Annotated in this window: 25 protein-coding genes and 1 pseudogene; 13 read left to right on the top strand and 13 right to left on the bottom strand. The window is 66.5% G+C overall.

Translation table 11 applies throughout. From position 1 onward, the window contains the following. Nucleotides 1–155 precede the first annotated feature (155 nt). Nucleotides 156–1,649, top strand: coding sequence for a DEAD/DEAH box helicase (locus tag AC5Y42_RS16005; RefSeq protein WP_499899646.1), 1,494 nt, complete (start codon nucleotides 156–158; stop codon nucleotides 1,647–1,649). Between the two features lie 20 nt (nucleotides 1,650–1,669). Then, a complete protein-coding gene (locus AC5Y42_RS16000) occupies nucleotides 1,670–2,887 on the top strand; it encodes an Rv3212 family protein (RefSeq protein WP_499899496.1) in 1,218 nt (405 codons plus the stop codon). A 2-nt stretch (nucleotides 2,888–2,889) separates the two neighbouring features. On the opposite strand, the gene AC5Y42_RS15995 is transcribed toward AC5Y42_RS16000, so the two are convergent. After that, nucleotides 2,890–3,684, bottom strand: a complete 795-nt coding sequence (locus AC5Y42_RS15995; RefSeq protein WP_499899494.1) for a ParA family protein — start codon at nucleotides 3,682–3,684, stop codon at nucleotides 2,890–2,892. Between the two features lie 125 nt (nucleotides 3,685–3,809). On the opposite strand from AC5Y42_RS15995, the gene AC5Y42_RS15990 reads away from it, so the two are divergent. Genes AC5Y42_RS15990 through AC5Y42_RS15980 form a run of 3 tightly spaced genes read left to right on the top strand, consistent with a single transcriptional unit; the run spans nucleotide 3,810 to nucleotide 5,982 of the window. After that, nucleotides 3,810–4,409 (top strand): acid phosphatase, encoded by a 600-nt coding sequence (locus tag AC5Y42_RS15990; RefSeq protein WP_499899492.1) that lies wholly within the window; start codon nucleotides 3,810–3,812, stop codon nucleotides 4,407–4,409. Beyond that, nucleotides 4,406–5,503, top strand: a complete 1,098-nt coding sequence (locus tag AC5Y42_RS15985; RefSeq protein ID WP_499899491.1) for an isochorismate synthase — start codon at nucleotides 4,406–4,408, stop codon at nucleotides 5,501–5,503. The genes AC5Y42_RS15990 and AC5Y42_RS15985 overlap by 4 nt, the downstream gene beginning before the upstream one ends. Next, nucleotides 5,500–5,982: a GNAT family N-acetyltransferase gene (locus AC5Y42_RS15980; protein WP_499899489.1), complete on the top strand. Its 483-nt coding sequence runs from the start codon at nucleotides 5,500–5,502 to the stop codon at nucleotides 5,980–5,982. Before AC5Y42_RS15985 ends, AC5Y42_RS15980 begins: the two co-directional genes overlap by 4 nt. Here AC5Y42_RS15980 and AC5Y42_RS15975 read toward each other — a convergent pair. Beyond that, nucleotides 5,934–6,363: pseudogene (locus tag AC5Y42_RS15975) on the bottom strand (hypothetical protein). The gene AC5Y42_RS15980 and the pseudogene AC5Y42_RS15975 sit on opposite strands and share 49 nt — an antisense overlap. 85 nt (nucleotides 6,364–6,448) lie before the next feature. On the opposite strand from AC5Y42_RS15975, the gene AC5Y42_RS15970 reads away from it, so the two are divergent. Together AC5Y42_RS15970 and whiB1 are read left to right on the top strand one after the other, a co-directional pair. Continuing rightward, complete coding sequence (locus tag AC5Y42_RS15970; RefSeq protein ID WP_499899487.1) at nucleotides 6,449–7,414, top strand: diacylglycerol/lipid kinase family protein; 966 nt, start codon at nucleotides 6,449–6,451, stop codon at nucleotides 7,412–7,414. 256 nt (nucleotides 7,415–7,670) lie between these two features. Beyond that, nucleotides 7,671–7,925, top strand: a complete 255-nt coding sequence (whiB1, locus tag AC5Y42_RS15965) for a transcriptional regulator WhiB1 (protein ID WP_023371700.1) — start codon at nucleotides 7,671–7,673, stop codon at nucleotides 7,923–7,925. Nucleotides 7,926–8,114: 189 nt separating this feature from the next. Here whiB1 and AC5Y42_RS15960 read toward each other — a convergent pair whose 3' ends face one another. Then, nucleotides 8,115–9,641 (bottom strand): sensor histidine kinase, encoded by a 1,527-nt coding sequence (locus AC5Y42_RS15960; protein WP_499899485.1) that lies wholly within the window; start codon nucleotides 9,639–9,641, stop codon nucleotides 8,115–8,117. Nucleotides 9,642–9,678: 37 nt separating this feature from the next. Then, nucleotides 9,679–9,894 (bottom strand): biotin/lipoyl-binding carrier protein, encoded by a 216-nt coding sequence (locus AC5Y42_RS15955; protein WP_065016657.1) that lies wholly within the window; start codon nucleotides 9,892–9,894, stop codon nucleotides 9,679–9,681. A gap of 220 nt (nucleotides 9,895–10,114) precedes the next feature. Between AC5Y42_RS15955 and AC5Y42_RS15950 the strand changes: the two genes are divergently transcribed. Both AC5Y42_RS15950 and AC5Y42_RS15945 read left to right on the top strand, forming a co-directional pair. Next, nucleotides 10,115–10,921 carry a hypothetical protein gene (locus AC5Y42_RS15950; protein WP_499899483.1) on the top strand — a complete coding sequence of 269 codons (807 nt, stop codon included), beginning with the start codon at nucleotides 10,115–10,117 and terminating at the stop codon, nucleotides 10,919–10,921. 69 nt (nucleotides 10,922–10,990) lie between these two features. Further along, entirely contained in the window at nucleotides 10,991–11,065 is a 75-nt protein-coding gene (locus AC5Y42_RS15945) for a 50S ribosomal protein bL37 (protein WP_003416889.1), read from the top strand. Nucleotides 11,066–11,102: 37 nt separating this feature from the next. Here AC5Y42_RS15945 and rsrA read toward each other — a convergent pair whose 3' ends face one another. Together rsrA and AC5Y42_RS15935 are read right to left on the bottom strand one after the other, a co-directional pair. After that, on the bottom strand, nucleotides 11,103–11,411 hold the full coding sequence (rsrA, locus tag AC5Y42_RS15940; RefSeq protein WP_499899481.1) for a mycothiol system anti-sigma-R factor: 309 nt from the start codon (nucleotides 11,409–11,411) through the stop codon (nucleotides 11,103–11,105). After that, nucleotides 11,408–12,058: a sigma-70 family RNA polymerase sigma factor gene (locus AC5Y42_RS15935; protein WP_499886240.1), complete on the bottom strand. Its 651-nt coding sequence runs from the start codon at nucleotides 12,056–12,058 to the stop codon at nucleotides 11,408–11,410. The genes rsrA and AC5Y42_RS15935 overlap by 4 nt, the downstream gene beginning before the upstream one ends. 274 nt (nucleotides 12,059–12,332) lie before the next feature. On the opposite strand from AC5Y42_RS15935, the gene AC5Y42_RS15930 reads away from it, so the two are divergent. Together AC5Y42_RS15930 and AC5Y42_RS15925 are read left to right on the top strand one after the other, a co-directional pair. Continuing rightward, entirely contained in the window at nucleotides 12,333–13,181 is an 849-nt protein-coding gene (locus AC5Y42_RS15930) for an SDR family oxidoreductase (protein WP_499899479.1), read from the top strand. A gap of 3 nt (nucleotides 13,182–13,184) precedes the next feature. Continuing rightward, nucleotides 13,185–13,673, top strand: a complete 489-nt coding sequence (locus tag AC5Y42_RS15925; protein WP_499899477.1) for a YbaK/EbsC family protein — start codon at nucleotides 13,185–13,187, stop codon at nucleotides 13,671–13,673. Here the strand turns inward: AC5Y42_RS15925 and AC5Y42_RS15920 are convergent. From AC5Y42_RS15920 to AC5Y42_RS15895, 6 genes are all read right to left on the bottom strand, one after another. Then, a complete protein-coding gene (locus AC5Y42_RS15920) occupies nucleotides 13,664–14,335 on the bottom strand; it encodes a class I SAM-dependent methyltransferase (protein WP_499899475.1) in 672 nt (223 codons plus the stop codon). The genes AC5Y42_RS15925 and AC5Y42_RS15920 overlap by 10 nt on opposite strands. Before the next feature lie 80 nt (nucleotides 14,336–14,415). After that, nucleotides 14,416–15,225, bottom strand: coding sequence for an enoyl-CoA hydratase/isomerase family protein (locus AC5Y42_RS15915; protein WP_499899644.1), 810 nt, complete (start codon nucleotides 15,223–15,225; stop codon nucleotides 14,416–14,418). Nucleotides 15,226–15,245: 20 nt separating this feature from the next. Then, on the bottom strand, nucleotides 15,246–15,839 hold the full coding sequence (locus AC5Y42_RS15910) for a TetR/AcrR family transcriptional regulator (protein WP_499899473.1): 594 nt from the start codon (nucleotides 15,837–15,839) through the stop codon (nucleotides 15,246–15,248). 68 nt (nucleotides 15,840–15,907) lie between these two features. Continuing rightward, complete coding sequence (locus AC5Y42_RS15905) at nucleotides 15,908–17,071, bottom strand: NDMA-dependent alcohol dehydrogenase (RefSeq protein ID WP_499899471.1); 1,164 nt, start codon at nucleotides 17,069–17,071, stop codon at nucleotides 15,908–15,910. Beyond that, entirely contained in the window at nucleotides 17,068–18,612 is a 1,545-nt protein-coding gene (locus AC5Y42_RS15900) for an aldehyde dehydrogenase family protein (RefSeq protein WP_499899469.1), read from the bottom strand. The genes AC5Y42_RS15905 and AC5Y42_RS15900 overlap by 4 nt, the downstream gene beginning before the upstream one ends. 71 nt (nucleotides 18,613–18,683) lie before the next feature. After that, nucleotides 18,684–19,442 carry an SOS response-associated peptidase gene (locus AC5Y42_RS15895; protein WP_499899467.1) on the bottom strand — a complete coding sequence of 253 codons (759 nt, stop codon included), beginning with the start codon at nucleotides 19,440–19,442 and terminating at the stop codon, nucleotides 18,684–18,686. Nucleotides 19,443–19,487: 45 nt separating this feature from the next. Between AC5Y42_RS15895 and aroA the strand changes: the two genes are divergently transcribed. After that, nucleotides 19,488–20,771 carry a 3-phosphoshikimate 1-carboxyvinyltransferase gene (aroA, locus tag AC5Y42_RS15890; RefSeq protein ID WP_499899465.1) on the top strand — a complete coding sequence of 428 codons (1,284 nt, stop codon included), beginning with the start codon at nucleotides 19,488–19,490 and terminating at the stop codon, nucleotides 20,769–20,771. Then, nucleotides 20,768–21,748 carry a ribosome small subunit-dependent GTPase A gene (gene rsgA, locus AC5Y42_RS15885; protein ID WP_499899463.1) on the top strand — a complete coding sequence of 327 codons (981 nt, stop codon included), beginning with the start codon at nucleotides 20,768–20,770 and terminating at the stop codon, nucleotides 21,746–21,748. The genes aroA and rsgA overlap by 4 nt, the downstream gene beginning before the upstream one ends. On the opposite strand, the gene AC5Y42_RS15880 is transcribed toward rsgA, so the two are convergent. Continuing rightward, entirely contained in the window at nucleotides 21,745–23,010 is a 1,266-nt protein-coding gene (locus AC5Y42_RS15880) for a fatty acid desaturase family protein (protein WP_499899462.1), read from the bottom strand. The two genes, rsgA and AC5Y42_RS15880, sit on opposite strands and share 4 nt — an antisense overlap. Nucleotides 23,011–23,064: the final 54 nt, after the last annotated feature.

Genomic DNA, 23,064 nt, shown 5'->3' with positions numbered 1-23,064 from the left:
GAAATGTGCGTGCACGCCGTTAGCCCGCCTAGTTTGAGCGCAGGGCTCCGCGAATCGGCAACGTATTCGGCAGTTGGACCGTGCGCGCGTGGACCGCGACGAACTGACCGAAATGCAACTCCGAAAGGCATATGCGCGCACGCATGACTCCACTTATCACACCAACCCGCACCCCTCCCCCATCCACATTTGCCGAACTCGGCGTCCGCGACGAAATTGTGCGCGCGCTGACTGAACAAGGCATCGAGCGTCCGTTCGCCATTCAGGAGCTCACGCTTCCCCTGGCGCTTGCCGGAGATGACCTGATCGGCCAGGCCCGCACCGGCATGGGCAAGACCTTCGCATTCGGCGTGCCGCTGCTGCAGCGGATCACGACCAGCGAGCCGCCGCTGAACGGCATCCCCCGAGCACTCGTCGTGGTGCCCACCAGGGAACTGTGCCTGCAAGTGTTTGGCGACCTGGCCACCGCGGCCAAGCACTTACGAGCCGACAATGGCCGGCCGTTGTCGGTGGTTTCGATCTACGGCGGCCGGCCCTACGAGCCGCAGATCGAGGCGCTGCGCGCCGGAGCCGACGTCGTGGTGGGCACCCCCGGCCGGTTGCTGGATCTGGCCCAGCAGGGCCACCTGCAACTGGGCGGCCTGGCCGTGCTGGTGCTCGACGAAGCCGACGAGATGTTGGACCTGGGCTTTCTGCCGGACATCGAACGCATCCTGCGGCAGATCCCCGACGAGCGGCAAGCCATGCTGTTCTCGGCGACCATGCCCGATCCCATCATCACGTTGGCCCGCACGTTCATGAACCAGCCCACCCACATCCGGGCGGAGGCGCCACACTCATCAGCGGTGCATGACGCCACCGAGCAGTTCGTCTACCGCGCGCACGCGCTGGACAAGGTCGAGCTGGTCAGCCGGATACTGCAGGCCCGCGACCGCGGCGCCACGATGATCTTCACGCGCACCAAGCGCACCGCCCAGAAGGTGGCCGACGAGCTGGCCGAACGTGGTTTCGCGGTCGGCGCGGTGCATGGCGATCTGGGCCAAGTGGCCCGCGAAAAGGCGCTCAAGTCATTTCGGGCCGGGGATATCGACGTCCTGGTCGCGACCGACGTGGCCGCCCGAGGCATCGACATCGACGATGTCACCCACGTCATCAATTACCAGTGCCCTGACGACGAAAAGACCTACGTGCACCGCATCGGCCGGACCGGCCGGGCCGGCCGCACGGGCGTGGCAGTCACCTTGGTGGACTGGGACGAGTTGGCCCGCTGGACGATGATCGATAAGGCGCTCGGTCTTAGCTGCCCGGATCCGGCGGAGACCTACTCCAGCTCACCGCACCTGTACACCGAACTGGGCATCCCGACCGACGCCAACGGCGCGATCGGTAGGCCGCGTAAGTCGCAGGTCAAACGCGCCCCGTCGAGCGACGGCGACGGCCAACGACCGCGCAAGAGCACCCGCTCACGCCGACGCACTCGCGGCGGCAAGTCGGTGACCGGGCATCCGGGCGCCGGTGCCGCCGGCAACGGTGACGCCCCGGCCGAGGCCCCGTCCGACACCTCGCCCGGCGAAAGCGCGCACAACGGACGCCGCCGTCGTCGCAGGCGGCCCCGCAAAGCGGCGGAGGTCGCCGCGAACACCCACTGAGTCCGCGCCACTGCCGCGCCATGGTCAAACCCGAACGCCGTACCAGGGCCGACATGGTGGCCGCAGCGGTGATCGTGGCGGTGATCGCCGTCGTCGCGGCACTGATCTGGTGGACCAGCGACGCCCGGGCTACCAACAGCAAACCCGCGGCGGTGCCGGCGCCCACTCCCCGTTCGGCCACTGAGGTGCCCGCAACGTTGAGGCAGCTCTGGACCGCCGACAGCGCGGCAACCACCGCGCCGGTCGTGGTCGGCGGAATGGTTGTCACCGGCGACGCCCGCTCGGTCGCCGGACACGATCCGAGCAGCGGTGAGGTGCGCTGGAGCTATGCTCGCGGCGCCGATTTGTGCGCGGTGTCCTGGGTCTACCGCTACGCGGTCGCGGTTTACCGCGATGGCCGGGGCTGCGGCCAGGTCAGCACCATCGACGGATCGACCGGCCAGCGTGGCCCCGCCCGCAGCAGCTACGCCGACAAGCAGGTCGCGGTGTCCTCGGACGGGACGACGGTGTTATTGGTAGGCGATACCCGCCTTGAGCTTTGGCGCTCGGACATGGTCCGGATGCTGTCCTACGGCGAGATCGATGCTCGCATCAAACCGTCGTCGCAAGCGCTGCACACCGGCTGCACGTTGACCTCGGCGGCGGCCAGTTCGTCGGCGGTGTCGGTGCTGGAGGCATGCCCGAACCAGGCCGATCTGCGGCTGACGTTGCTGCGCCCAAGCAAGGAAGAAGACGAACCCGAGCAACGGTATGTCCCCCAACCGGGCATCGGCGCCGGTTCCGGTGCGCGGGTCCTGGCGGTGTCGGAGACCAGCACCCTGCTGTATCTGCCCTCCCCGCAGCCCAGAGTCGACGTGGTCGACGAAACCGGCATCACCGTTTCCAGCACGCTGCTGCCCAAGCAGCCGTGGCCGGCGAGTGCGGTCTCCAAGCCCGGCAACCTGGTCACCTGGTGGGCCGGCGATGCAGTGCTGGTGTTCGACGCGACCACGTTGAGCTACCGCTACACGATCGCGGCGGCGGGGCCGGCCGTGCCGCTCGGGCCGGCGACGATTATGGCTGGCCGGCTGCTGGTCCCGGTTACCGGTGGGATCGGTGTCTACGACCCGGCCACCGGCGCCGACGATCACGTCCTGCCGGTGAACCGGGCGCCGATCCCGTCGCCGGTGGTCCCCGCTGTGCTGGGCTCGCAGATCGTCGAGCAGCGCGGCGGTACGGTCGTGGCGCTGGGTGGCTAGCGCTACATCTCCAGGCTGAAGCTTGGCAGCGGCTTGCCCGACTTCCAGTGCTTGAGCAGCGCCTGCGCCAGGTCGCGATAGGCGGCGGCGCCCTTGTTCTTACGTGCAGCCATCACCGACGACCCCGACGCGCTGGCCTCGGCGAAACGAACCGTGCGCGGGATGGGCGGCGCAAGCAGCGGCAGGTCGTAGCGGTCGGCGACGTCGAGCAGCACATCGCGGGTATGGGTAGTGCGCGGGTCATACAGCGTCGGCAGCGCGCCCAATAACCGCAGCCGGGGGTTGGTGATCTGCTGCACGTCGGCGACCGTGCGCAGGAACTGGCCGACGCCGCGATGAGCCAACGTCTCGCACTGCAGCGGAACCATGACCTCGTCGGCGGCCGTCAGCCCGTTGAGGGTGAGAACCCCCAATGAGGGCGGGCAGTCGATGACCACGACGTCGAACTGGTCGCTGAGCTTGTCCAGCGCGCGTTTGAGCGCGTACTCGCGACCGGCCCGCATCAGCAGCATCGCCTCCGCACCGGCCAAATCGATATTGGCCGGCAGCAGCGTCATGCCTTCGGCGGTGGCGACCAGCGCAGCGCTGGGTTCCACCTCACCGAGCAGCACCTCATGCACGGAAACCGGCAGCTTGTCCGGATCTTGGCCGAGCGAAAAAGTCAGACAGCCCTGCGGGTCGAGATCGACCAGCAGCACTCGTTGTCCACTGTCCGCCATCGCGGCTCCCAGCGAGGCCACCGTGGTCGTCTTGGCCACCCCGCCCTTCTGGTTGGCTATTGCCAATACCCGGGTCATTAAGCGCCGCTCCTCCTGATCGCGTACCCTGCGTCGTCGCCCGATGGGCCGTCAATCCCATCCTGGCATCTATCCCCTACTGCCCGCGCGGCGATCGCGATGCGTGTCAGGCACAATCGGTCGCCATGGGCGTCGAGAACCATCGGCTGGTGCTACTCCGCCACGGTGAGACCGAATGGTCCAAGTCGGGCCAGCACACCAGTCGCACCGATCTCGACCTCACCGATGATGGCCGGAGCCAAGCCGTCGCCGCCGGGCAAGCGCTCGGTGAGCTGCACTTGGAGGATCCGATGGTGATCGCCAGCCCACGGCGACGCGCCGTGGCTACCGCCGAGCTGGCCGGCTTGGCCATCCACCAGAAGTCGCCGCTGATCGCCGAATGGGATTACGGGTCCTACGAGGGCCTGACGACCGCGCAAATTCAGCAATCCCAACCAGACTGGCTGGTTTGGACGCACGGTTGCCCGGACGGCGAGACCGTCGACCTGGTCAGCGACCGCGCAGATCGGGCTGTCGAGCTCGCGCTCGAGCACCTGGCGACTCGCGATGTGCTGTTTGTGGGCCACGGCCACTTCTCCCGTGCGGTGATCGCTCGGTGGCTCGAACTGCCGCTGTTCGACGGGAGCCGCTTCGGCATGGTCGCCGGTTCGATCGCGGTCTGCGGCTTCGAACATCGAATCCGTCAGCTCGGCGTGCTCGTGCAACCAGGCACGACTAACCGATGATATCCGAGCCGCCGTTCGTTTTGAGCGGTCCGGGCGGGGTCTTGCTCGGCGACGGCGTTCGAGACCGCTATTGCGACGCGGCCAGTGCGCAAGCCGCGCTGCGTTCAGATGCGGCGTCAATCATCTTGGGCGCCTTGCCGTTTGAGGTGAACAAGCCGGCTGCGCTGATGTCGCCGCACGCGGTGCGGCACGAGCAGACCTTGCCCGAGTGGCCGTCTGGCCCCCTGTCGGCGGTACATATCGCCGAGATGGTCCCCCCGCCCGGGGAACACCGTGCCCGGGTACAACAGGCATGCGATCAGCTGGCCGCGCAGGGCAGCGCTCTGCAGAAAGTCGTGCTGGCGCGCGCATTGCGGTTGGTTGCCGAGACGCCGCTGGATGCCCGAGTGATTCTGCGCCGACTGACCGCCAAAGACCCTGGCGCTTACGGCTATCTCGTCGACCTCACGGCGGCGGGCGACCAGTATGAGGGGATGGCGCTGGTCGGCGCCAGCCCAGAACTGCTGGTTGCCCGCGACGGCGACCGAGTGACGTGTCAGCCCTTCGCCGGTTCGGCACCGCGCGCCGTCGACCCCGACGTCGACGCCGCCACCGGTGCCGCGCTGGCCGAGTCGGCCAAGAACCGCCACGAGCACCAACTGGTCATCGACGCGATGATTGAGGCACTCGAGCCGTGGTGCAGTGAGTTGACGATTGCGGCCACACCGCAGCTGAGCCACACCGCAGCGCTCTGGCATCTGAGCACCCCGATCAGCGGGCGGCTACGCCGACCTTCGGTTACCGCAATGGATCTGGCGCTGGCACTGCATCCCACGCCGGCGGTCGGTGGCTTTCCCGCAAGCACCGCGGCGCACCTCATCGGACAGCTGGAGGGCGACCGCGGGTTCTACGCCGGCGCGGTTGGCTGGTGCGACGCGCGCGGCGACGGCCGGTGGGTAGTGTCCATCCGCTGTGCGCAGCTGTCGGCCGACCGCCGCACCGCGCTCGCTCACTCCGGCGGCGGCATCGTCGCCGAAAGCGATCCGGACGACGAAGTCGAGGAAACCACAACGAAATTCGTCACCATTCTGAGCGCGCTGGGAGTACAGCCGTGACAGCGCATATCCGACGAGCGACACCGGCGGACGTCGCAATGATCACCGCGATGATCCATGAGCTGGCCGACTTCGAGCATGCGTCCGACGACTGCACCGTCACCGAAGCGCAAATCAGCACTGCGCTCTTCGACGACCCGGTGACGCTGCAGGGACACGTCGCCGACGTGCACGGTGAGATCGCCGCGACGGCGCTGTGGTTCCTCAACTTCTCCACGTGGGACGGTGTTGCGGGTATCCATCTGGAGGATCTCTACGTGCGCCCGCAATTTCGCCGCCGCGGGCTGGCCCGCGCGCTGCTGTCGACCCTGGCACGCGAATGCCGCGACAACGGCTACACGCGACTGTCGTGGGCGGTGCTGAACTGGAATGCAGATGCGATCACGCTCTATGACACCGTCGGCGGTCAGCCGCAGCGGGAGTGGACAACCTATCGGCTATCCGGCTCAGAGCTGGCCGGGCTGGCCGAATCACACTGACCAGTCGGAGAGCCAGCGCAGCACAGGGGAACTGAACAGCAACGCCAGCACGGTCACCGCCATAATGCCCAGCAGAATCCCGGCCGGCAGCCGATGAGACCCCGCCGCGAGATACCACGCGACCGGCAGGAACAGCAGTTGGGCGAACACCGCGGGCCCGCGTCCCCATCGCTTCCCGGCCAGCAAGGCGCATCCAGCCGCCAGCAGCCCGCCGCCGATGAGGACGAACCACACTGCGGTCCCAAAACCGTTGACTGCGTGCTGATCGACGCCACCGAGTCCCCGCAACAGCAGCACTGCAGCGACCACCAATCCGGCGGTACCTTGCACAGCAACGATCAGGCCCGCGGCACGCAGGCTGGTCGGAGCCGGGACCGTCATGGCGTCAGCGTAGCCACCGACTGAACCCAATGGACGGCTCCGCTGCACGGCTCGCATCGCCGCCGGTCCCGTAGGCTTTGGCGTCATGCGCGCCGTGCTGATCGTCAACCCGACCGCGACGTCCACCACTGCCGCGGGGCGCGACCTGTTGACGCACGCGCTGCAGAGCCGCCTTCAACTGACCGTCGAACACACCACTCACCGCGGACACGGCGGTGAAATCGCGCAGGCGGCCGCCGACGACGGTGTCGATTTGCTCGTCGTGCACGGCGGTGACGGCACCGTCAGCAACATTGTCAACGGCCTGCTCGGAGCACCGGGTCAGTTGCCGACCGGCCACGTCCCGGCGGTGGCGATCGTGCCCGGTGGCTCGGCAAATGTGCTGGCCCGCTCGTTGGGCATCTATCCCGACCCGATCGACGCCACCAACCAGCTGATCGATCTGCTCGACCAATACGGGCACCAGCCGAACTGGCGCCGGATCGGGGTGATCGACTGTGGTGAGCGCTGGGCAGTGCTCAACGCCGGGATGGGCGTCGACGCCGAAGTGGTGGCCGCTGTCGAGGCGCAACGCGAAAAAGGCCGCAAAGTGACGCCGTCGCGCTATATCCGCACGGCGGTGCCGGCGGTGCTGGCCAGCACGCGTCGGGCACCGCGGTTGACGGTGCACCTGCCCGGTCGCGACCCGGTTTCCGGGGTGCACTTCGTCTTCGTGTCCAACTCCAGCCCGTGGACCTTCGCCGACAACCGGCCGATATGGACAAACCCTGACAGCAGCTTCGAATCCGGCCTGGGAGTTTTCGGGGTCACCAGCCTGAAGGTGATCCCGACGTTGAAGGTTGTCCGGCAGATGTTTGCCAAGCAGCCGAAAATGCAGGCCAAGCAGCTGGTCCGGGACGACGACGCAGCCTGCGTGCGGGTCACCTGCGACGGACCGCCGATTGCCAGCCAATTTGACGGTGACTATCTCGGCGAGCGCGAGCAGATGACCTTCCGAGCCGTTCCCGACGCCCTGTCCGTTGTCGCTCCGCCGGCAAAAAACCATGCCTGACCTGCATTAGTCGCCAATTCAGGCTAATCGAGGGCGCAACTGCGCCGGGATCGTAGTACAAACGATTAAGGGTTTTGGAACCAGACCCTCAAAGTGAGATTGCCCACCTGTCAGCGCGCGCTATTGACATCCGTTGAGCCTGTGAAACGATCGAATGATCGCGTGCAACGGTACCGAGACTTTCTTATGCCCGCGTTAACAGCCGAAGACAAATGCCCGTGCGCCCTGCTGCGCACATAGTGAGGAGTAACGACATATGGATTGGCGCCACAAGGCGGTCTGTCGCGACGAAGACCCGGAGCTGTTCTTCCCGGTGGGGAACAGTGGGCCGGCGCTCGCCCAGATCGCTGACGCGAAACTGGTCTGTAACCGCTGCCCGGTGACCACCGAATGCCTGTCCTGGGCGCTGAATACCGGCCAGGACTCCGGCGTGTGGGGCGGAATGAGTGAAGACGAACGACGCGCGCTCAAGCGCCGCAACGCTCGGACCAAGGCTCGCAGCGGAGTCTGACACAAACCCTTTGACGTCGCGGCCTCGGCAACTGCCGGGGCCGCGACATTGTGTGAAGGGTCCCGTGGCGATCGCGAGCGCGGCGGAGCCGGGCGAAGCGGGTCGCCACAATTGGCCAAGCCGATCGCGAGCACGGCGGAGCCGGGCGAAGCGGGTCGCCACAATTGGCCAAGCCGATCGCCCCGCAGACTATTGCACGAGCCTGGCGCGACGCCCGATCGGAACACGTAACACCACATCGGTGCCGCCCTCGGCGGAATCATGCATCCGCAGCGACCCGTCAAGTTCTGCGGATACCAGGGTCCGCACGATCTGCAGGCCGAGGCGGTCGGACTTTTCCACGCTGAACCCGTCGGGCAGCCCGCGACCATTGTCATGAACCACCACGTCGAGCCAGCGGGCGGACCTCTCAGAGCGAATGGTCACCGAGCCGCTCCCGCCGACACGACCGGCGGAACCGCCGCCGTTCGGGTCGAAAGCGTGCTCGATGGCGTTTTGCACCAGTTCGGTGATCACCATGATCAGCGCCGTGGCCCGGTCGGAGTCCAGCACGCCGAGCATGCCGGTCCGGTTGATCCGGATCGGCGTATCCACCGTCGCCACGTCGTTCATGATCGGCAGGATCCGGTCGATCACCTCGTCGAGGTTGACTTCCTCGTTGACCGACATCGACAACGCATCATGGACCAGCGCGATCGACGACACCCGGCGCACCGATTCGATCAGCGCCTCCCGGCCTTCTGGGTTTGTCGTCCGCCGTGCCTGCAGGCGCAGCAGCGCTGCCACGGTCTGCAGGTTGTTCTTCACCCGGTGGTGGATTTCTCGAATCGTGGCGTCTTTGGACATCAGTGCACGATCGCGGCGCTTGACCTCGGTCACGTCGCGGATCAGCACCGCCGCCCCGGCCGCCGCGCCGTGCACCACCAGCGGCAGCGTGCGCAACAGCACCGCCGCGCCGCCGGCGTCTACTTCCATGCGCATGCTCGACCCGCCGGCCAACGAGTCCTGTACATGGTCGGCAAGTTCCTGTGCTTCGAAGGGATCGGAGATCAGCGGGCGGGTCACCTCGACGAGGTTGTGGCCCTCCAATTCCGAGGTCAGGGCCATCCGGTGATAGGCCGACAGCGCGTTCGGGCTGGCGTAGGACACCACACCGTTGACGTCGAGGCGGATGAAGCCGTCACCGGCCCGCGGGCTGGAGCGCGACATTGCCACGTCGCCCACATTGGGAAAGGTGCCTTCCGACAGCATGTGCACGAGATCCGCTGCGCAGTCGACGTAGGCGGTCTCCAGCGGACTGGATTTGCGGACCGCGGCCGCCTCTGCGGTTTGATGGGTCAGCACCGCGACCACCCGGTCGCCGTACCTGACAGGCACCGCTTCGACGTTCAGACCGGTCTGTAACCGCGAATCCTCTTGAGCCGCAACATTTCCTCGCCCTATGACACCGGATTCGAACGCCGCTGCGACCAGCGGCACCTTGTCGGCGGGAAACACAGTGCCGACAGCATCCCGCAGTAGAACCGTCGGCGCGGTATTGGGCCGGCACTGCGCCACACATACCAGTGCGCCGTCGTCGCGGCGTACCCACATCAGGTAATCGGCGAACGACAGATCAGCCAGCAATTGCCATTCCCCGACCACCGCGTGCAGGTGGTCGACGGCATTACCCGGCAGAATGGTGTGTTCGGCGAGCAGATCACCCAGAGTCGACATCAGTCACACCCGGTGCTGAATTCGGCAAAGCCAATGGCTAACTGATGACCGCGATAAGGTCGCCGGCCTGGATGACATCTCCCACCGATACGCTCACTTTGCTGACTGTGCCGGCGACTTCGGCCAGGACCGGAATCTCCATCTTCATCGACTCCAACAGCACGACAGTGTCGCCTTCGCCGATCTGGTCGCCCTCTTTGACCACGACTTCGAGCACGCTGGCCACGATCTCCGCGCGGACGTCCTCGGCCATCATTACCCCGTTCGTCACCCAGCCACTGTTTGCGCCATTCCCGTCGCTCACATCGAACCACAATCGGCCATCGTCGGTGCGTCGAGAGGGTCCCCGGGGGACCGCCTCGCAGAGAGTAAGCAAACTCCAAGATTGGTAAGCAAATCTATAGAGTTCGTTCCGTGACCGTGTCGTGTTTCTTCTGTGACAATTGAGCAGCATTGTTTCCAGAGTGATTTGAGTGACCGATGAGCATTGGGTGTTCGAATTGAGTGGAGGTGCAATTCCGTTGTTCACGAACATGTTTGAGATTTCGAAGTCATGCCGGCCGGTGGTTCGCGCGACCGTCGGCGCGGGGTTTGCGCTTGCCGCGATGGCTGCGATCGGCCTTGGCAGCGGCGTTGCCGGGGCGACTCCCCAGCAACCTGTCCTGGTCGATGACCCAGTGCCCGTTCCCGCTGCCGACCCCACCAGCGGTGTGGGCATCAGCAATGCGATCTTCAACGAGTTGGGTGCGCTGCTGAACGCTGTTTTCCCGGGCAGCGGCCAGGTGTTCATGCCCGCCAGCTCCGGTGCAAGCCCGGTGACTCCCGGGTACCCCAGCACGCTGCCCGGCCAGCTTCCCAGCACGCTCCCCGGCCAGGTTCCCGGCCAGCTTCCCAGCACCCTGCCCGGCCAGCTTCCCAGCACGCTGCCCGGCCAGCTTCCCGGCACGCTGACGCCGGGCCAGCTACCGACAACACCGGGCACGCTGACCCCCGGCCAAACCTCCACATTGCCCGGCCAACCCAGCACCCTGGCCCCCGGCCAGCTGCCGGCGACACCGGGCACGCTGACGCCGGGCCAGACACCGGCAACACCGGGCACGTTGACGCCGGGCCAGACACCGGCAACACCAGGCACGCTGTCGCCCGGCCAAACCCCCACCGTGCCGGGCCAACCCAGCGCTCTGGCCCCTGGCCAGACCTCCGGGATACCGGGCTCGCCCGCTCAAACGCCTGGGTCGACCAACCTTCCGGTTCCGGGGCAGAACGTCCCGGTTGTGTAGCCCCTAGCACCGCCGAACTTCGGCCGCATGAAAGACTGACCAGCCGGTTACCTGCAAGGAGGATCAGTCATGGCCAAACGAGGCCGGAAGAAGCGCGACCGCAAGTACAGCAAGGCCAACCACGGCAAGCGCCCGAATTCCTAACCCCGGCGTCGCTGCGGGCCGGGTGGGCGATCCCGTCTCAGAGGGGCCAGGTGCCCTGACGGCGGATGATGGTGGTCCGGCTGATCTCCAGACGTAACCGTTCGCGAAGGCCCTCCGGGGCCTTCTCACCTCGGCATTTCATGGCGATCAACGACTTGATCCGCTCCTCGAGCCCGTAGTGCCGCAAGCAACCGGGGCATTCCTCGAGGTGCTGACGCAGCTTCTGGCGGGTTTCCGCGGTGCACTCACCGTCGAGCAGGCTCCATACCTCGGCGATGACTTCAGCGCAGTCGGCCTTCGCGCGGGCGTCCTCAGAGCTACCCGATCCGCAGGAGAACTCAGTCACGACGACACCTCCTCGGGTGCCTGGCCGCCCCGGAGGAAGCCCCGTTCCTTGGCCACGTCGGCCAACAACCCACGCAGCTGGCGTCTGCCGCGGTGGAGGCGCGACATCACCGTGCCGATCGGCGTATCCATGATCTCGGCGATCTCCTTGTACGGGAAACCTTCTACATCCGCGTAATACACCGCCATCCGGAAGTCCTCGGGCAGCGCCTGAAGCGCTTCTTTGATCTCGGTATCCGGCAGCGCCTCGAGCGCCTCCACCTCGGCGGAGCGCAAGCCTGTCGAGGAGTGCTCAGCGCTGGCGGCCAGCTGCCAGTCGGTGATTTCGTCGGTCGGATACTGGGCCGGCTGGCGCTGCTTTTTGCGGTAGCTGTTGATGTAGGTGTTGGTCAGAATGCGGTACAGCCATGCCTTGAGATTGGTGCCCGGCGTGAACGAGCGGAAGCCCGCATAGGCCTTCACCATCGTCTCCTGCAGCAGGTCTTCGGCGTCGGCCGGATTGCGCGTCATGCGCAGAGCGCCACCGTAAAGCTGATCTAGCAGCGGGATCGCGTCGCGTTCGAAGCGTGCCGTGAGCTGCTCGTCCGTCTCCTCCCTGGGATCGGGCGCGGCCACTTCGGGCCCGGTCGAGCCATCACTGTCGGCCATCTTGGTCGTCACAATCCCTTCGGTCGCAGTATCACCGGACAGCCCAGGCACCAATACCGGACGCTCCAGCAGGCTCATCGCCGTCGACACCAGACTCCCCTTCTCCCCAATCTAAAGGCTGCACCCGACAGTGTCTTGCATGGCCGTCACGGCGGCCACCAACTGTGATGGTCAACAGCTTCGGCGACCTGGCTATTTCCTGGCCAGGCCGACCGTCGGTGCCTGATTTGGACCGCTGATCCCGGCCCGGCGCTCGCGGCGTTACTGTGACGCCATGTCTCTGAACGGCAAAACCATGTTCATTTCCGGGGCCAGCCGCGGTATCGGCCTGGCGATCGCCATGCGCGCTGCGCGCGACGGGGCCAACATTGCGCTCATCGCCAAGACCGCCGAACCGCATCCCAAATTACCGGGCACGGTATACACCGCGGCAAAGGAGCTCGAGGACGCCGGCGGGCAGGCGCTGCCGATCGTCGGTGACATTCGTGACGGCGACTCGGTTGAGGCGGCAGTCGCCCAGACCGTGGAGCAGTTCGGTGGCATCGACATGTGCGTGAATAACGCGTCGGCGATCAACCTGGGGTCCATCACCGAGGTGCCACTGAAGCGTTTCGACCTGATGAACGGCATCCAGGTGCGCGGCACCTATGCCGTGTCGGCGGCCTGTATCCCGCACATGAAAGGCCGGGACAACCCCCACATCCTGACGCTCTCGCCCCCGATACTGCTCGAGTCCAAGTGGCTCAAGCCGACCGCGTACATGATGGCTAAATTCGGAATGACGTTGTGCGCCTTGGGTATTGCCGAGGAGTTGCGTGCTGACGGCATCGCGTCCAATACCCTGTGGCCGCGCACTCTGGTGGCCACCGCCGCCGTACAGAACCTGCTGGGCGGCGAGCAGGCGATGGCACGGGCGCGCAAGCCCGAGGTGTACGCCGACGCCGCCTACGTCATCCTCAACAAGCCCGCCGGTGAGTACACCGGTAACTCGGTGCTGTGCGAGGACGTATTGGTCGAATCCGGGGTCAGCGATTTGTCGGTGTACGACTGCACACCTGGCGGTGAGCTCGGGGTTGACCTGTGGGTGGAAAGCCCGAACCCGCCCGGATACCGCGCGCCCTAGTCGATGCCGGGTGCGGCGACTCCGGCGCTTGCGGCGCTATCGGCTGCGGGTGTGGCGCACGAGGTGGTGAAGTTCGCCCACGATCCGGGGGAAGGCTCGTTCGGCGACGAAGCTGTCCGCCGCCTGACCGACGCGCACGGCATCGCACCCGGACAGATCTACAAAACGCTGGTCATCGCCGGACCCGACGGACTGGCCGTTGCCGTACTGCCCGTGCCGTCCCGACTGTCGCTGAAGGCCGCGGCTGCGGCATTAGGGCTTTCCCGCGCGGCGATAGCTGACCGTACTACTGTCCAGCGGGCGACCGGTTATGTGGTGGGCGCGGTGTCGCCGTTTGGGCAGCGCAAACCGCTGCCCACTGTCGTGGACGTCGATGCGCTGGGCTGGGATCGGGTGTATTGCAGTGCCGGTCGGCGCGGCTGGGACGTCGCGGTGGCCCCCGCGGATCTGATCCGGCTCACCGGCGCAGTGACGGCCGAGATTCAATCCTGACTGCGCGGCAGATCCGCAACAACGAGCCGATATCCGAGATCCAGCTGTGGCTTGTCCAAAAGATCGGCATGGCGAAGTGTCCACGCGCCAGTGGCAAGATCGGTGCGCAGCCGTGAGAGTCCTTCTCGGAGCAGAGGTTCTGGTGTCAGGGCGAACATCGATATCCCGGCTCGGGCTTCTGCCTCCAGGTAGGCGTGTGGGCGACGCCAATAGGCCCCGCCGAATCCGTCAACGCAGTCATACGGAATCGGGACCGGCTGGACCGACGCATTGCCAAGCAATGACACCACTTTGGTGATCGGCACGGCCAGACGCGCATCCGTCTCCGCTGCAGCGGGCAGGTATTCGCGCAAGAGCCAGAACTCACGAAAGACGGCGTCGTCCCAGGTGAGAATGACAACACGGCGGCGCGCGATGCGCGCCATCTCGGCGATCCCGGCCTCCAGATCGGCCCAGTGGTGGACGGTCAGGACCGCAAGCGCGGCATCGACGGCATCGGTGCGAAGAGGCAAGCGTTCTGCAACCGCCTGGATCACCGGCGCGGCATCGACCGGGCGTTGCGCGATCATGACGCGACTGGGTTCGACCGCGACGACGGTGGTCGACGGTTCATAGGAGCCGGTTCCGGCGCCGATGTTCGCAATCGTCGCGATGCCCTGCAAAGCATGTTCTACAACCCCGGCGATCCGTGGGTCCGGTTGTCTGGTAACCGAATACGTCCGTCCGGCCCGGTCGTATCGAGTCAATGTCTGCCCAGCATGGCGTGAACGCTGTCGGCGAATGCGGCGGTGGTGAAGCAGATGGGTTCGGCGAATTCCTCCAGCGTGAGCGCGTCGTTCCAGTTGGCATCGGCGGCGCTGCGCAGCAGCGGCTTCGTCATGGCGATGGCGTGGGCGGGCATCGAGGCGACGCGCGAGCACCAGTCGTCTGCCACGGCGAGAAGCTGGTCATGGTCGACGACCTCGTGCACCAGGCCGAGTCGTTGGGCGGCGTGGGCGTCGATGTGCTCGCCCCGCAGGTAATACGCCAGCGCGCCCTGGTAGCCAAGACGCCGGGTCAGCGCCCAGCTGGTGCCGACCTCGGGAATCAGGCCGAGATGGCCGAACGCGGGGACGATCACCGCGCGTTCGCTGGCGATGGTGAGGTCACAGGTCAGGGCCCAGGCCAGCCCTACTCCGGCGGCGGGGCCGTTGAGCGCGGCCACAAAGATGGTGTCCGATCCGGCGATTAGCCTTGCGATGCCGCCGAATTCACGACGGATCCACCGCCAGACATCGGCGACTCCTTCGGGCTGGCTCAGCTGCTCGGTGGCCGCGCGCATCATCTTCAGGTCGCCGCCGGCGCTGAAGCCGGGGTCCTCGCCAGTCACGACGACCGCACGGATATCGGTGTCGGCGGCGAGACCCTCCAGTGCCCGCCGCAGTTGTCGTACCAGCGGCGCGGAAAGCACGTTGAGTCGGTCGGGTTCATCGAGAGTCACCACCGCGCGATCGCCGCGATGCTCGACGCGAACCCGCTGCGGCGCCTGCCGGTCGTCGCCATCGGCGACCATGCGCTTGTACAAGGATTCGTTCAACGGTCGTCCTCCTCACTATCGTTGGCGCGCAATGCCGTCCACGCGGCATCGGCAAATGCCCGGACGGCTGCCCGTGGCATTCTCGTTTCGCCGTCGGCGATCCAGTGCCGGCTGAACTCTTGTGCCGGGCCGAACCACAGCGCAGCGGTGATTCCCGGGCGAATCGGCTGCAGCACGCCGTAGCTGTGGTGCGGCCGCCACCAGTCCCGGATGGCGGTGAAAAACTCGTAGTTGGACTCACGCAACGTCGGACTGTCGAGCCGATCACCGAGCAGCAGCGCCGCCTCGGTGCTGTTGGCGGCCACCCACCGCAGGTGATGCTCGACGCCACCGCGGATCCCGCCCTCGGCGGTGGCCTGCTCCCTCAACATCGTCACGAACCCGGCCTGGTACTCCCCCATCACTTGGGCGTAAACGGCCGCTGCCAGCGCCGACTTGTCCGGAAAGTGGTGATACAGCGCCCCGACGCTCACTTTGGCCTCACGGCGGACCTCGTCCAGCGTCGCTGCCAACGCCCCGTCGACCGCGAACCGCCGCCGGGCTACTTCGAGCAGCCGCGTCCGCGCATCGGGCCGTCCGCTCGGAGTCACGAGATAAACTCTATAGGAACCGAGTAAATCTCGGTAGCCAGGCCCGCCGGAGGAGTGGGGCGTCGGTGCTAGCCGAATTCGACGACGCCGCGAATGTTTCGGCCCTCCCGCATGTCGGCGACGGCGTCGTTGATGTCCTCGAGCCGGTAGCGCCGCGTCACCAGTTCGTCGAGTTTGAGCTTGCCGTTCTGATACATCGACAGCAGCATGGGGATGCTCGCCCGCGGGTTCATCCCGCCGAACAACGCTCCCTGCAGTCGCTTATGCGACACGATCATGTCGGTGAGCATGAGTGGCACCAGCATTTCGCTGTATGGCGTTATCCCGGTCAGCACGCACGTTCCACCCTTGCGGGTCAACATCATCGCCGGAGCAAGCAGATCGGTGTGGACCACGCCCGCGGTGATGATCACCCGGTCGGCCATCACGCCTTGCGTGAGGTCCCGCACCATCGGCAACGCTGCCTCAACGGATTCCGCGGTATGCGTGGCGCCGAATGATGACGCAGAATCGCGTTTGAATGCAACAGGATCCACACCGAGCACGTATTTCGCGCCAGCCGCGCGGGCACCTTGCAGGGCATTCATTCCGACGCCGCCGACCCCGATCACGACCACGGTGTCGCCCGGCTCCGTGCCGGCCGTTACCGTGGCCGACCCCCATCCGGTAGTGACACCACACGACACCAGGGCAGCGGCGTGCATCGGGATCGCTTCGCCGATTCGGATCACCGAATGCTCCGAGGCCACCACATACTCAGCGAAGGTGCCGAGTTGCATCAGTGCCAACAGGTCCTCATCGTCGACGTGGCGGCGCACCGTGCCGTCGGTCGTCATTTCCCTGGCGTATGCGCCGGCACCGAGATCACACAGGTACGTCATGCCCGACACACAGAACCGGCAGCTGCCGCAGGCGGGAATGAATGACATCGCCACCCGGTCACCGGCGCGCACCGAGTGCACCTCCGGACCGACCTCAGCCACCACTCCGGCCCCCTCGTGACCACCCAGCAGCGGGAAAGTCTCTGGAACTTCGATCCCGTTGGCGCGCATCATCTCCGCGATCTCCGGTCCCGGAACCAGGTCGCCGGTGGCGAAGTGGTCGTCGGAATGACACAGCCCGGCCGCCGACATCTTCACCAGCACCTCGCCGGCGCGCGGCGGATCCAGCGTGATGTCACAGATCTCCCAGTCCTTGCCGATGCCGCGCAGCACCGCCGCCCGGCACTTCACCGGGCGGCCCTCGGCGCGATACCGATCCGCCGCACCCCTCGAGCGGCGGACGCGCGCAACAGCTTCAGTGCAAATTTGACCCGACGTGGCGAGGTCGGATACCAGAGCAGTTCCTTGGATTGGGTGGGAATCCGTGGCGACGTGATGGCTTGGGGCCGACAGTATTTGAGCACTCCGGCCGCCCCTCCCCAACGGGCGCCGATCCCGGACTGTTTCCAGCCGCCCATCGGGACGTCACAGGCGAATGCGTTGGAGAGAACGTCGTTGATGTTGACCGCGCCGACGTCGAGCTGACGGGCGACCCGGTCGCCGCGTTCCTTGTCGCCGGTCCACACCGTGGCCGACAGCCCGTATACCGAGTCGTTAGCCAGCCGGATCGCCTCGGCTTCGTCTGCGACTTTGACCACCGGCAGGGTGGGTCCGAATGTCTCCTCGGTCATGCACGCCATGGAGTGGTCGACATCAACGAGAACTGTTGGCTCAAAGAAGGTTCCCGTTCCGGTCGGCTTACCGCCCGTTATCACTCGGGCACCGGCGGCGACCGCACCGTCGACGTGGCGTTGCACGATGTCGCGCTGGGCGCTGGTTGCCAGCGCTCCGACGTCGAAGGCGAACGTGCGGTCGTCCTGGCCCTGGCGCAGGCGTCGGACGTTGTCGGTGAGCTTGGCCACGAACACGTCGTAGACCGGTGCCTCGACGTACACCCGCTCCACCGACACGCACACTTGGCCAGAGTTGAACATGCCGCCCCAGGCGATTCCATTGGCGGCCCGGTCCAGGTCGGCATCGGCCAGTACCAGCGCCGGGTCCTTGCCGCCGAGTTCGAGGCTGTAGGGCACCAGCCGCTCCCCGCAGGCCACGGCCACCTTCCTGCCGGTGGCGGTGGATCCGGTGAATTGCACGAAATCGGCGTTGGCGATGACCGCGACGCCGGTGGCGCCATAGCCGGTTGCCAGCGCGAGCACCGGCGGCGCACCGATCTCGCTCCAGCCGCGGACGAATTCCACCGCAGACAGCGGCGTCACTTCAGACGGCTTGAGCAGCACCGCCGCGCCGGCGGCCAATGCGGGCACCAGGTCCAACCCGGGCATCAGGAACGGAAAGTTCCACGGCGTGATGACGCCCACCACCGGATAGGGCCGGTACGTGGTCGTGAGCTTCTTGGTCATCGCCAGCGGGTTGAAAGACCGCGGATGCTCGTCGGTGAGGAATTGCTCCGCGTGACCGGCCCAATAGTCCAGCAGGGATGCGGTGTTGGTGGGCTCGCCGCTGGCGTCCGCCCGGGTCTTGCCGGTTTCGGACTGCACCACGTCGATGATGTGCTCAGCGTTGTCGAGCACCCAGTCCTGGTACTTGAGCAGCCACCGCTTGCGGCCGCGCGGCCCTAGCGCCGCCCATTCCGGTTGGAAAAGCCGCAGCTCACGCGCTTTCGCGGCGACGGCGTCAGATGTCTCGATCGGTACCGTGCCGACAACGCGACCGTCAGCGGGGTTGCGTACGTCGATGGTGGCGGTGTCGGTTTTGGGCTGAATCGCGGTCATGGCGCGATCATCTCGCCAGCTCAAGCGAGCTACCTAGAGTAGCCGGCTACCCCAGTTACGCCGGATCAACGTTAGAGCAGGGTCACCTGTTCTGGCTGCTGCTCGGCCGGCTCCAGCAGCTCGGGGCCGTTGTTGCGCACGTTGTTGACCAGCGTCGAAATCTCTCGCATCCGGATGCCACGCACATCGGGCGGACCCGCCAGCAGCTCGAGATCCGGCGGAGCGTCGGGATCCAGCCAACGATCCCAATCACGTTCACCCACCACCAGCGGCATTCGATCGTGGATCTCGGCGAGCTCGCCGACCGCGTCGGTAGTGATGATCGTGCAACTGAGCAGCGGGGTGGCGTCCTTGTCGGGCTTCTTCCATACCGACCACAGGCCGGCCATGAAAAGCGGCTCGCCATCCTCCCGGTACATGTAGAACGGCGTCTTGTGGGCCTTCTTGCCGGCGCCGGGGTTGGCGCGCCATTCGTAGTAGCCGTCCATCGGAATCAAGCAGCGCTTGGACTTGGCGCTCGAGCGGAACGCCGGCGAGGTGGTGGCCTTGTCGGCGCGGGCGTTGATCAGCTGTGGGCCTTTCGACTCCGGTGCGCCGTCGGCGCCCGCCTTGACCCACGGGGGCACCAATCCCCAGCGCATCAGCCGCACGCGCCGAGTGGGCTCGTCGTCGGGCTCGTCGTGTCGACGGACCACCGTCGCAATGGTGGTGGTGGGCGCGACGTTGTAGTTCGGCGCGTCTGAGGACCGGGCCGCCCTACTTTCATCGATCGCCTGGATCTTCTCGGCCAGCACTGCCGGGTCGGTGGTGACCGCGAATCGTCCGCACATACCTTCCATGGTGCCGGGTAGGCGCAGACACGCAATGATGGACGCGTGAGCACCTGGTCAGCACCCACCATGCCGTCGCCTGTCACGGCGACGGTGACCGTCCCCGGCTCGAAATCACAAACCAACCGGGCCCTGGTGCTCTCGGCCCTGGCAGCCGCGAGCGGCGGCGTCTCCACGATCCGCGGCGCGCTGCGCAGCCGCGATACCGACCTGATGGTCGGCGCACTGCGGGCGCTGGGCCTGCAGGTCGAGGGCGCCGAGTCCGAGTTGAAGGTCAGCGGTCAGATCGCCCCCAGCCCGGACGCCCGGGTGGAGTGCGGGCTGGCCGGCACCGTGCTGCGTTTCGTTCCGCCGCTGGCCGCGTTGGGGGTCGCGACGGTCATCTTCGACGGTGACGAACAGGCCCGTGACCGGCCGATCGCACCGCTGCTGGACGCCCTGCGCGGCCTGGGCGTCGACATCGACGGTGCCGCACTGCCGTTTCGGGTACGGGGCACCGGGTCGATCACCGGCGGCACCGTGGGCATCGACGCCTCGGCGTCGTCGCAGTTCGTGTCCGGGTTGTTGCTGTCCGCGGCGTCGTTCACCGAGGGATTGACCGTGCAGCACACCGGCGCGGCGCTACCGTCGGCCCCGCACATCGCGATGACCGTGGCGATGCTGCGCCAGGCCGGCGTCGACGTCGACGATTCGTCACCCAACCGCTGGCTGGTGCGCCCCGGCCCGGTGGCCGCCCGGCACTGGGACATCGAACCGGACCTGTCCAACGCCGTCCCGTTCCTGGCGGCCGCGGTTGTCAGCGGCGGTACCGTTCGCATCACCGACTGGCCGTCCACCAGCATCCAGCCTGCCAGCACCATTCTGGATATCCTGCGACGTGTGAACGCCGTTGTCGGCCTTTCTGATTCGCACCTCGAAGTGCGGGGTCCGGCGACATACGGCGGGTTGGACGTCGATTTGCGCGACGTCGGTGAGCTCACACCCGCGGTGGCGGTGGTGGCGGCGCTGGCCGCCCCGGGATCGGTGTCGCAGTTGAGCGGGGTCGCGCATCTGCGCGGCCACGAAACCGATCGGCTCGCCGCGCTGAGCACCGAGATCAACCGGCTGGGCGGTGACTGCCGGGAAACTGCCGATGGCCTGCGGATCACCGCGACGCCACTGGGACCGGGAACCTGGCGTTCCTATGCCGACCACCGCATGGCGATGGCCGGTGCGATTGTGGGTCTACGGGTGGCCGGTGTGGAGGTGGACGACATCGCCACCACCGCCAAAACGCTGCCGGAATTTCCACAGCTGTGGATGCGAATGCTGCAGGGGCCGCGCGGTTGAGGCCCGGCGACTACGACGAATCCGACGTCAAAGTCCGCTCCGGCCGGGGTTCGCGTCCCCGGACCAAGACCCGCCCTGAGCATGCTGACGCCCGGGCAGCGATGGTGGTCAGCGTTGACCGCGGCCGCTGGGGCTGTGTGCTCGGCGGCGACCCTGCCCGTCGTGTCACCGCCATGCGGGCCCGAGAACTGGGCCGCACTCCGATCGTCGTCGGCGACGACGTCGATGTGGTCGGCGACCTGTCAGGCCGACCGGACACCCTGGCCCGCATCGTGCGGCGGGGGGCGCGGCGAACGGTGTTGCGGCGCACCGCCGATGACACCGACGCCACCGAACGGGTGGTTGTCGCCAACGCTGATCAGCTGTTGATCGTGGTGGCACTGGCCGACCCGCCGCCGCGCAGCGGGCTGGTGGACCGGGCCTTGATCGCTGCCTTTGCCGGCGGCCTGACCCCGGTGCTGTGTCTGACCAAGACGGATCTCGCGCCCGCGGCTCCGTTCGCCGAGCAGTTCGTCGACCTCGACCTCGCGGTGATCACCGCAGGCCGCGACGACCCGCTGGACGTTGTCGCTCCGATGCTGGTCGGCACGGTCACCGTGCTGTTGGGTCACTCCGGGGTGGGCAAGTCGACTCTGGTGAATCGGCTTGTGCCAGAAGCTGGTCGAGCTGTCGGCGCGGTCACCGAAATCGGGCGGGGCCGGCATACGTCGACGCAGTCGGTGGCGCTGCCGCTCAATAGCAGCGGCTGGGTGATCGATACACCGGGGATCCGCTCCTTCGGGCTGGCCCACATCGAGCCCGACGACGTGATGATGGCGTTCTCTGATCTGGCCGAGGCGATCGAGGACTGCCCGCGCGGGTGCGGGCATCTGGGTCCACCCGCAGACCCCGAATGCGCGCTGGACAACTTGACCGACCCCGCGGCGCGCCGCGTCGCCGCCGCCCGACGGCTACTGGTCGTGCTGCGCGAAAGTTAGGCCGCCAGGTCGTCGTCGCGGGCTTGGGCTCGCTTGTCCCGTCGCCGTTGCCGTGCCGCCGCGATTGCGGTCTTCAGGCCGCGTCGCCGGCCTGTCGCCGGGTCGGCACCCAACTCCAGTCCCGCGAACATCCGCTCGCTGCGGGTCTCCGGGGCATCGTCGGCAGTGTCGGTCAGGTAGCGGTCCGGCAGCGACAACTTGGCGATGGTCCGCCAGGTCTTGCCGTACTGCACCAGGAAGGGACCCGTGGTGTACGGCAGGTCGTACTTGTCGCACACTTCGCGCACCCGCACGGAGATTTCCGCGAGCCGGTTGCTGGGCAGATCGGGGTAGAGGTGGTGTTCGATCTGGTGGCACAGGTTGCCGCTCATGAACCGCATTGCCGGCCCGGCGTTGAAGTTGGCGCTGCCCAGCATCTGCCGCAGATACCATTGGCCCTTCGTCTCGCCGATCATGTCGGTTTTGGTGAATTTCTCGGCGCCGTCAGGGAAGTGACCGCAGAAGATCACCGCGTTGGCCCACACATTGCGGATCACGTTGGCCACGACGTTTGCCTTCAGCGTGGACATGAACGTCGCGGCCGGCGACAGCGCTGTCAGCGCCGGGAACGCGACGTAGTCCTTGAACACCTGGCGGCCGGCCTTGGCCAAAAACTCGTCGGTCTTCTGTCGGGCCTCGTCGTGATCCATCCGCTTCTTGACGATCCTGCCGATCTCCACGTGCTGCAAGCCGACGCCCCATTCAAAGAGGAGCGCAAGCATGGCGTTGTAGAGCAGGTTGAAGATGTTGAAGCGCTTCCAGCGGTCGTCTCGGGTGACCCGGAGCAAGCCGTACCCGACGTCGTCGTCCATCCCGAGGATGTTCGTGTACTTGTGATGCACGAAGTTGTGGGTGTAGCGCCAGTGCTTGGACGCGCCGCTCATGTCCCACTCCCAGGTCGAAGAGTGGATCTCGGGGTCGTTCATCCAGTCCCACTGGCCGTGCATGATGTTGTGGCCCAGCTCCATGTTCTCGACGATCTTGGCCACGCCCAGGGTCAGGGTGCCGGCCCACCAGGCCGAGCGCCGTGAGCTTGCCGCCAGCAGCACCCTGCCGGCGACTTCCAGCGCGCGCTGGGCGGCGATGCTGCGGCGGATGTAGCGGGCGTCCCGCTCGCCGCGGGAGTCTTCGATGTCCTGGCGGATGGCATCCAACTCCACCGCCAGGTTTTCGATGTCAGTGTCTGTGAGGTGTGCGAATACGTCGACGTCAGTGACGGCCACCGTGTTGCCTTCCTGCAGTCCTTAGTCGCTTACCTACGCCATCGTAAGCTACGT

It is taken from the genome of Mycobacterium sp. NGS48 (assembly GCF_059812585.1).
This window is presented reverse-complemented; position numbering and strand designations above follow the sequence as displayed.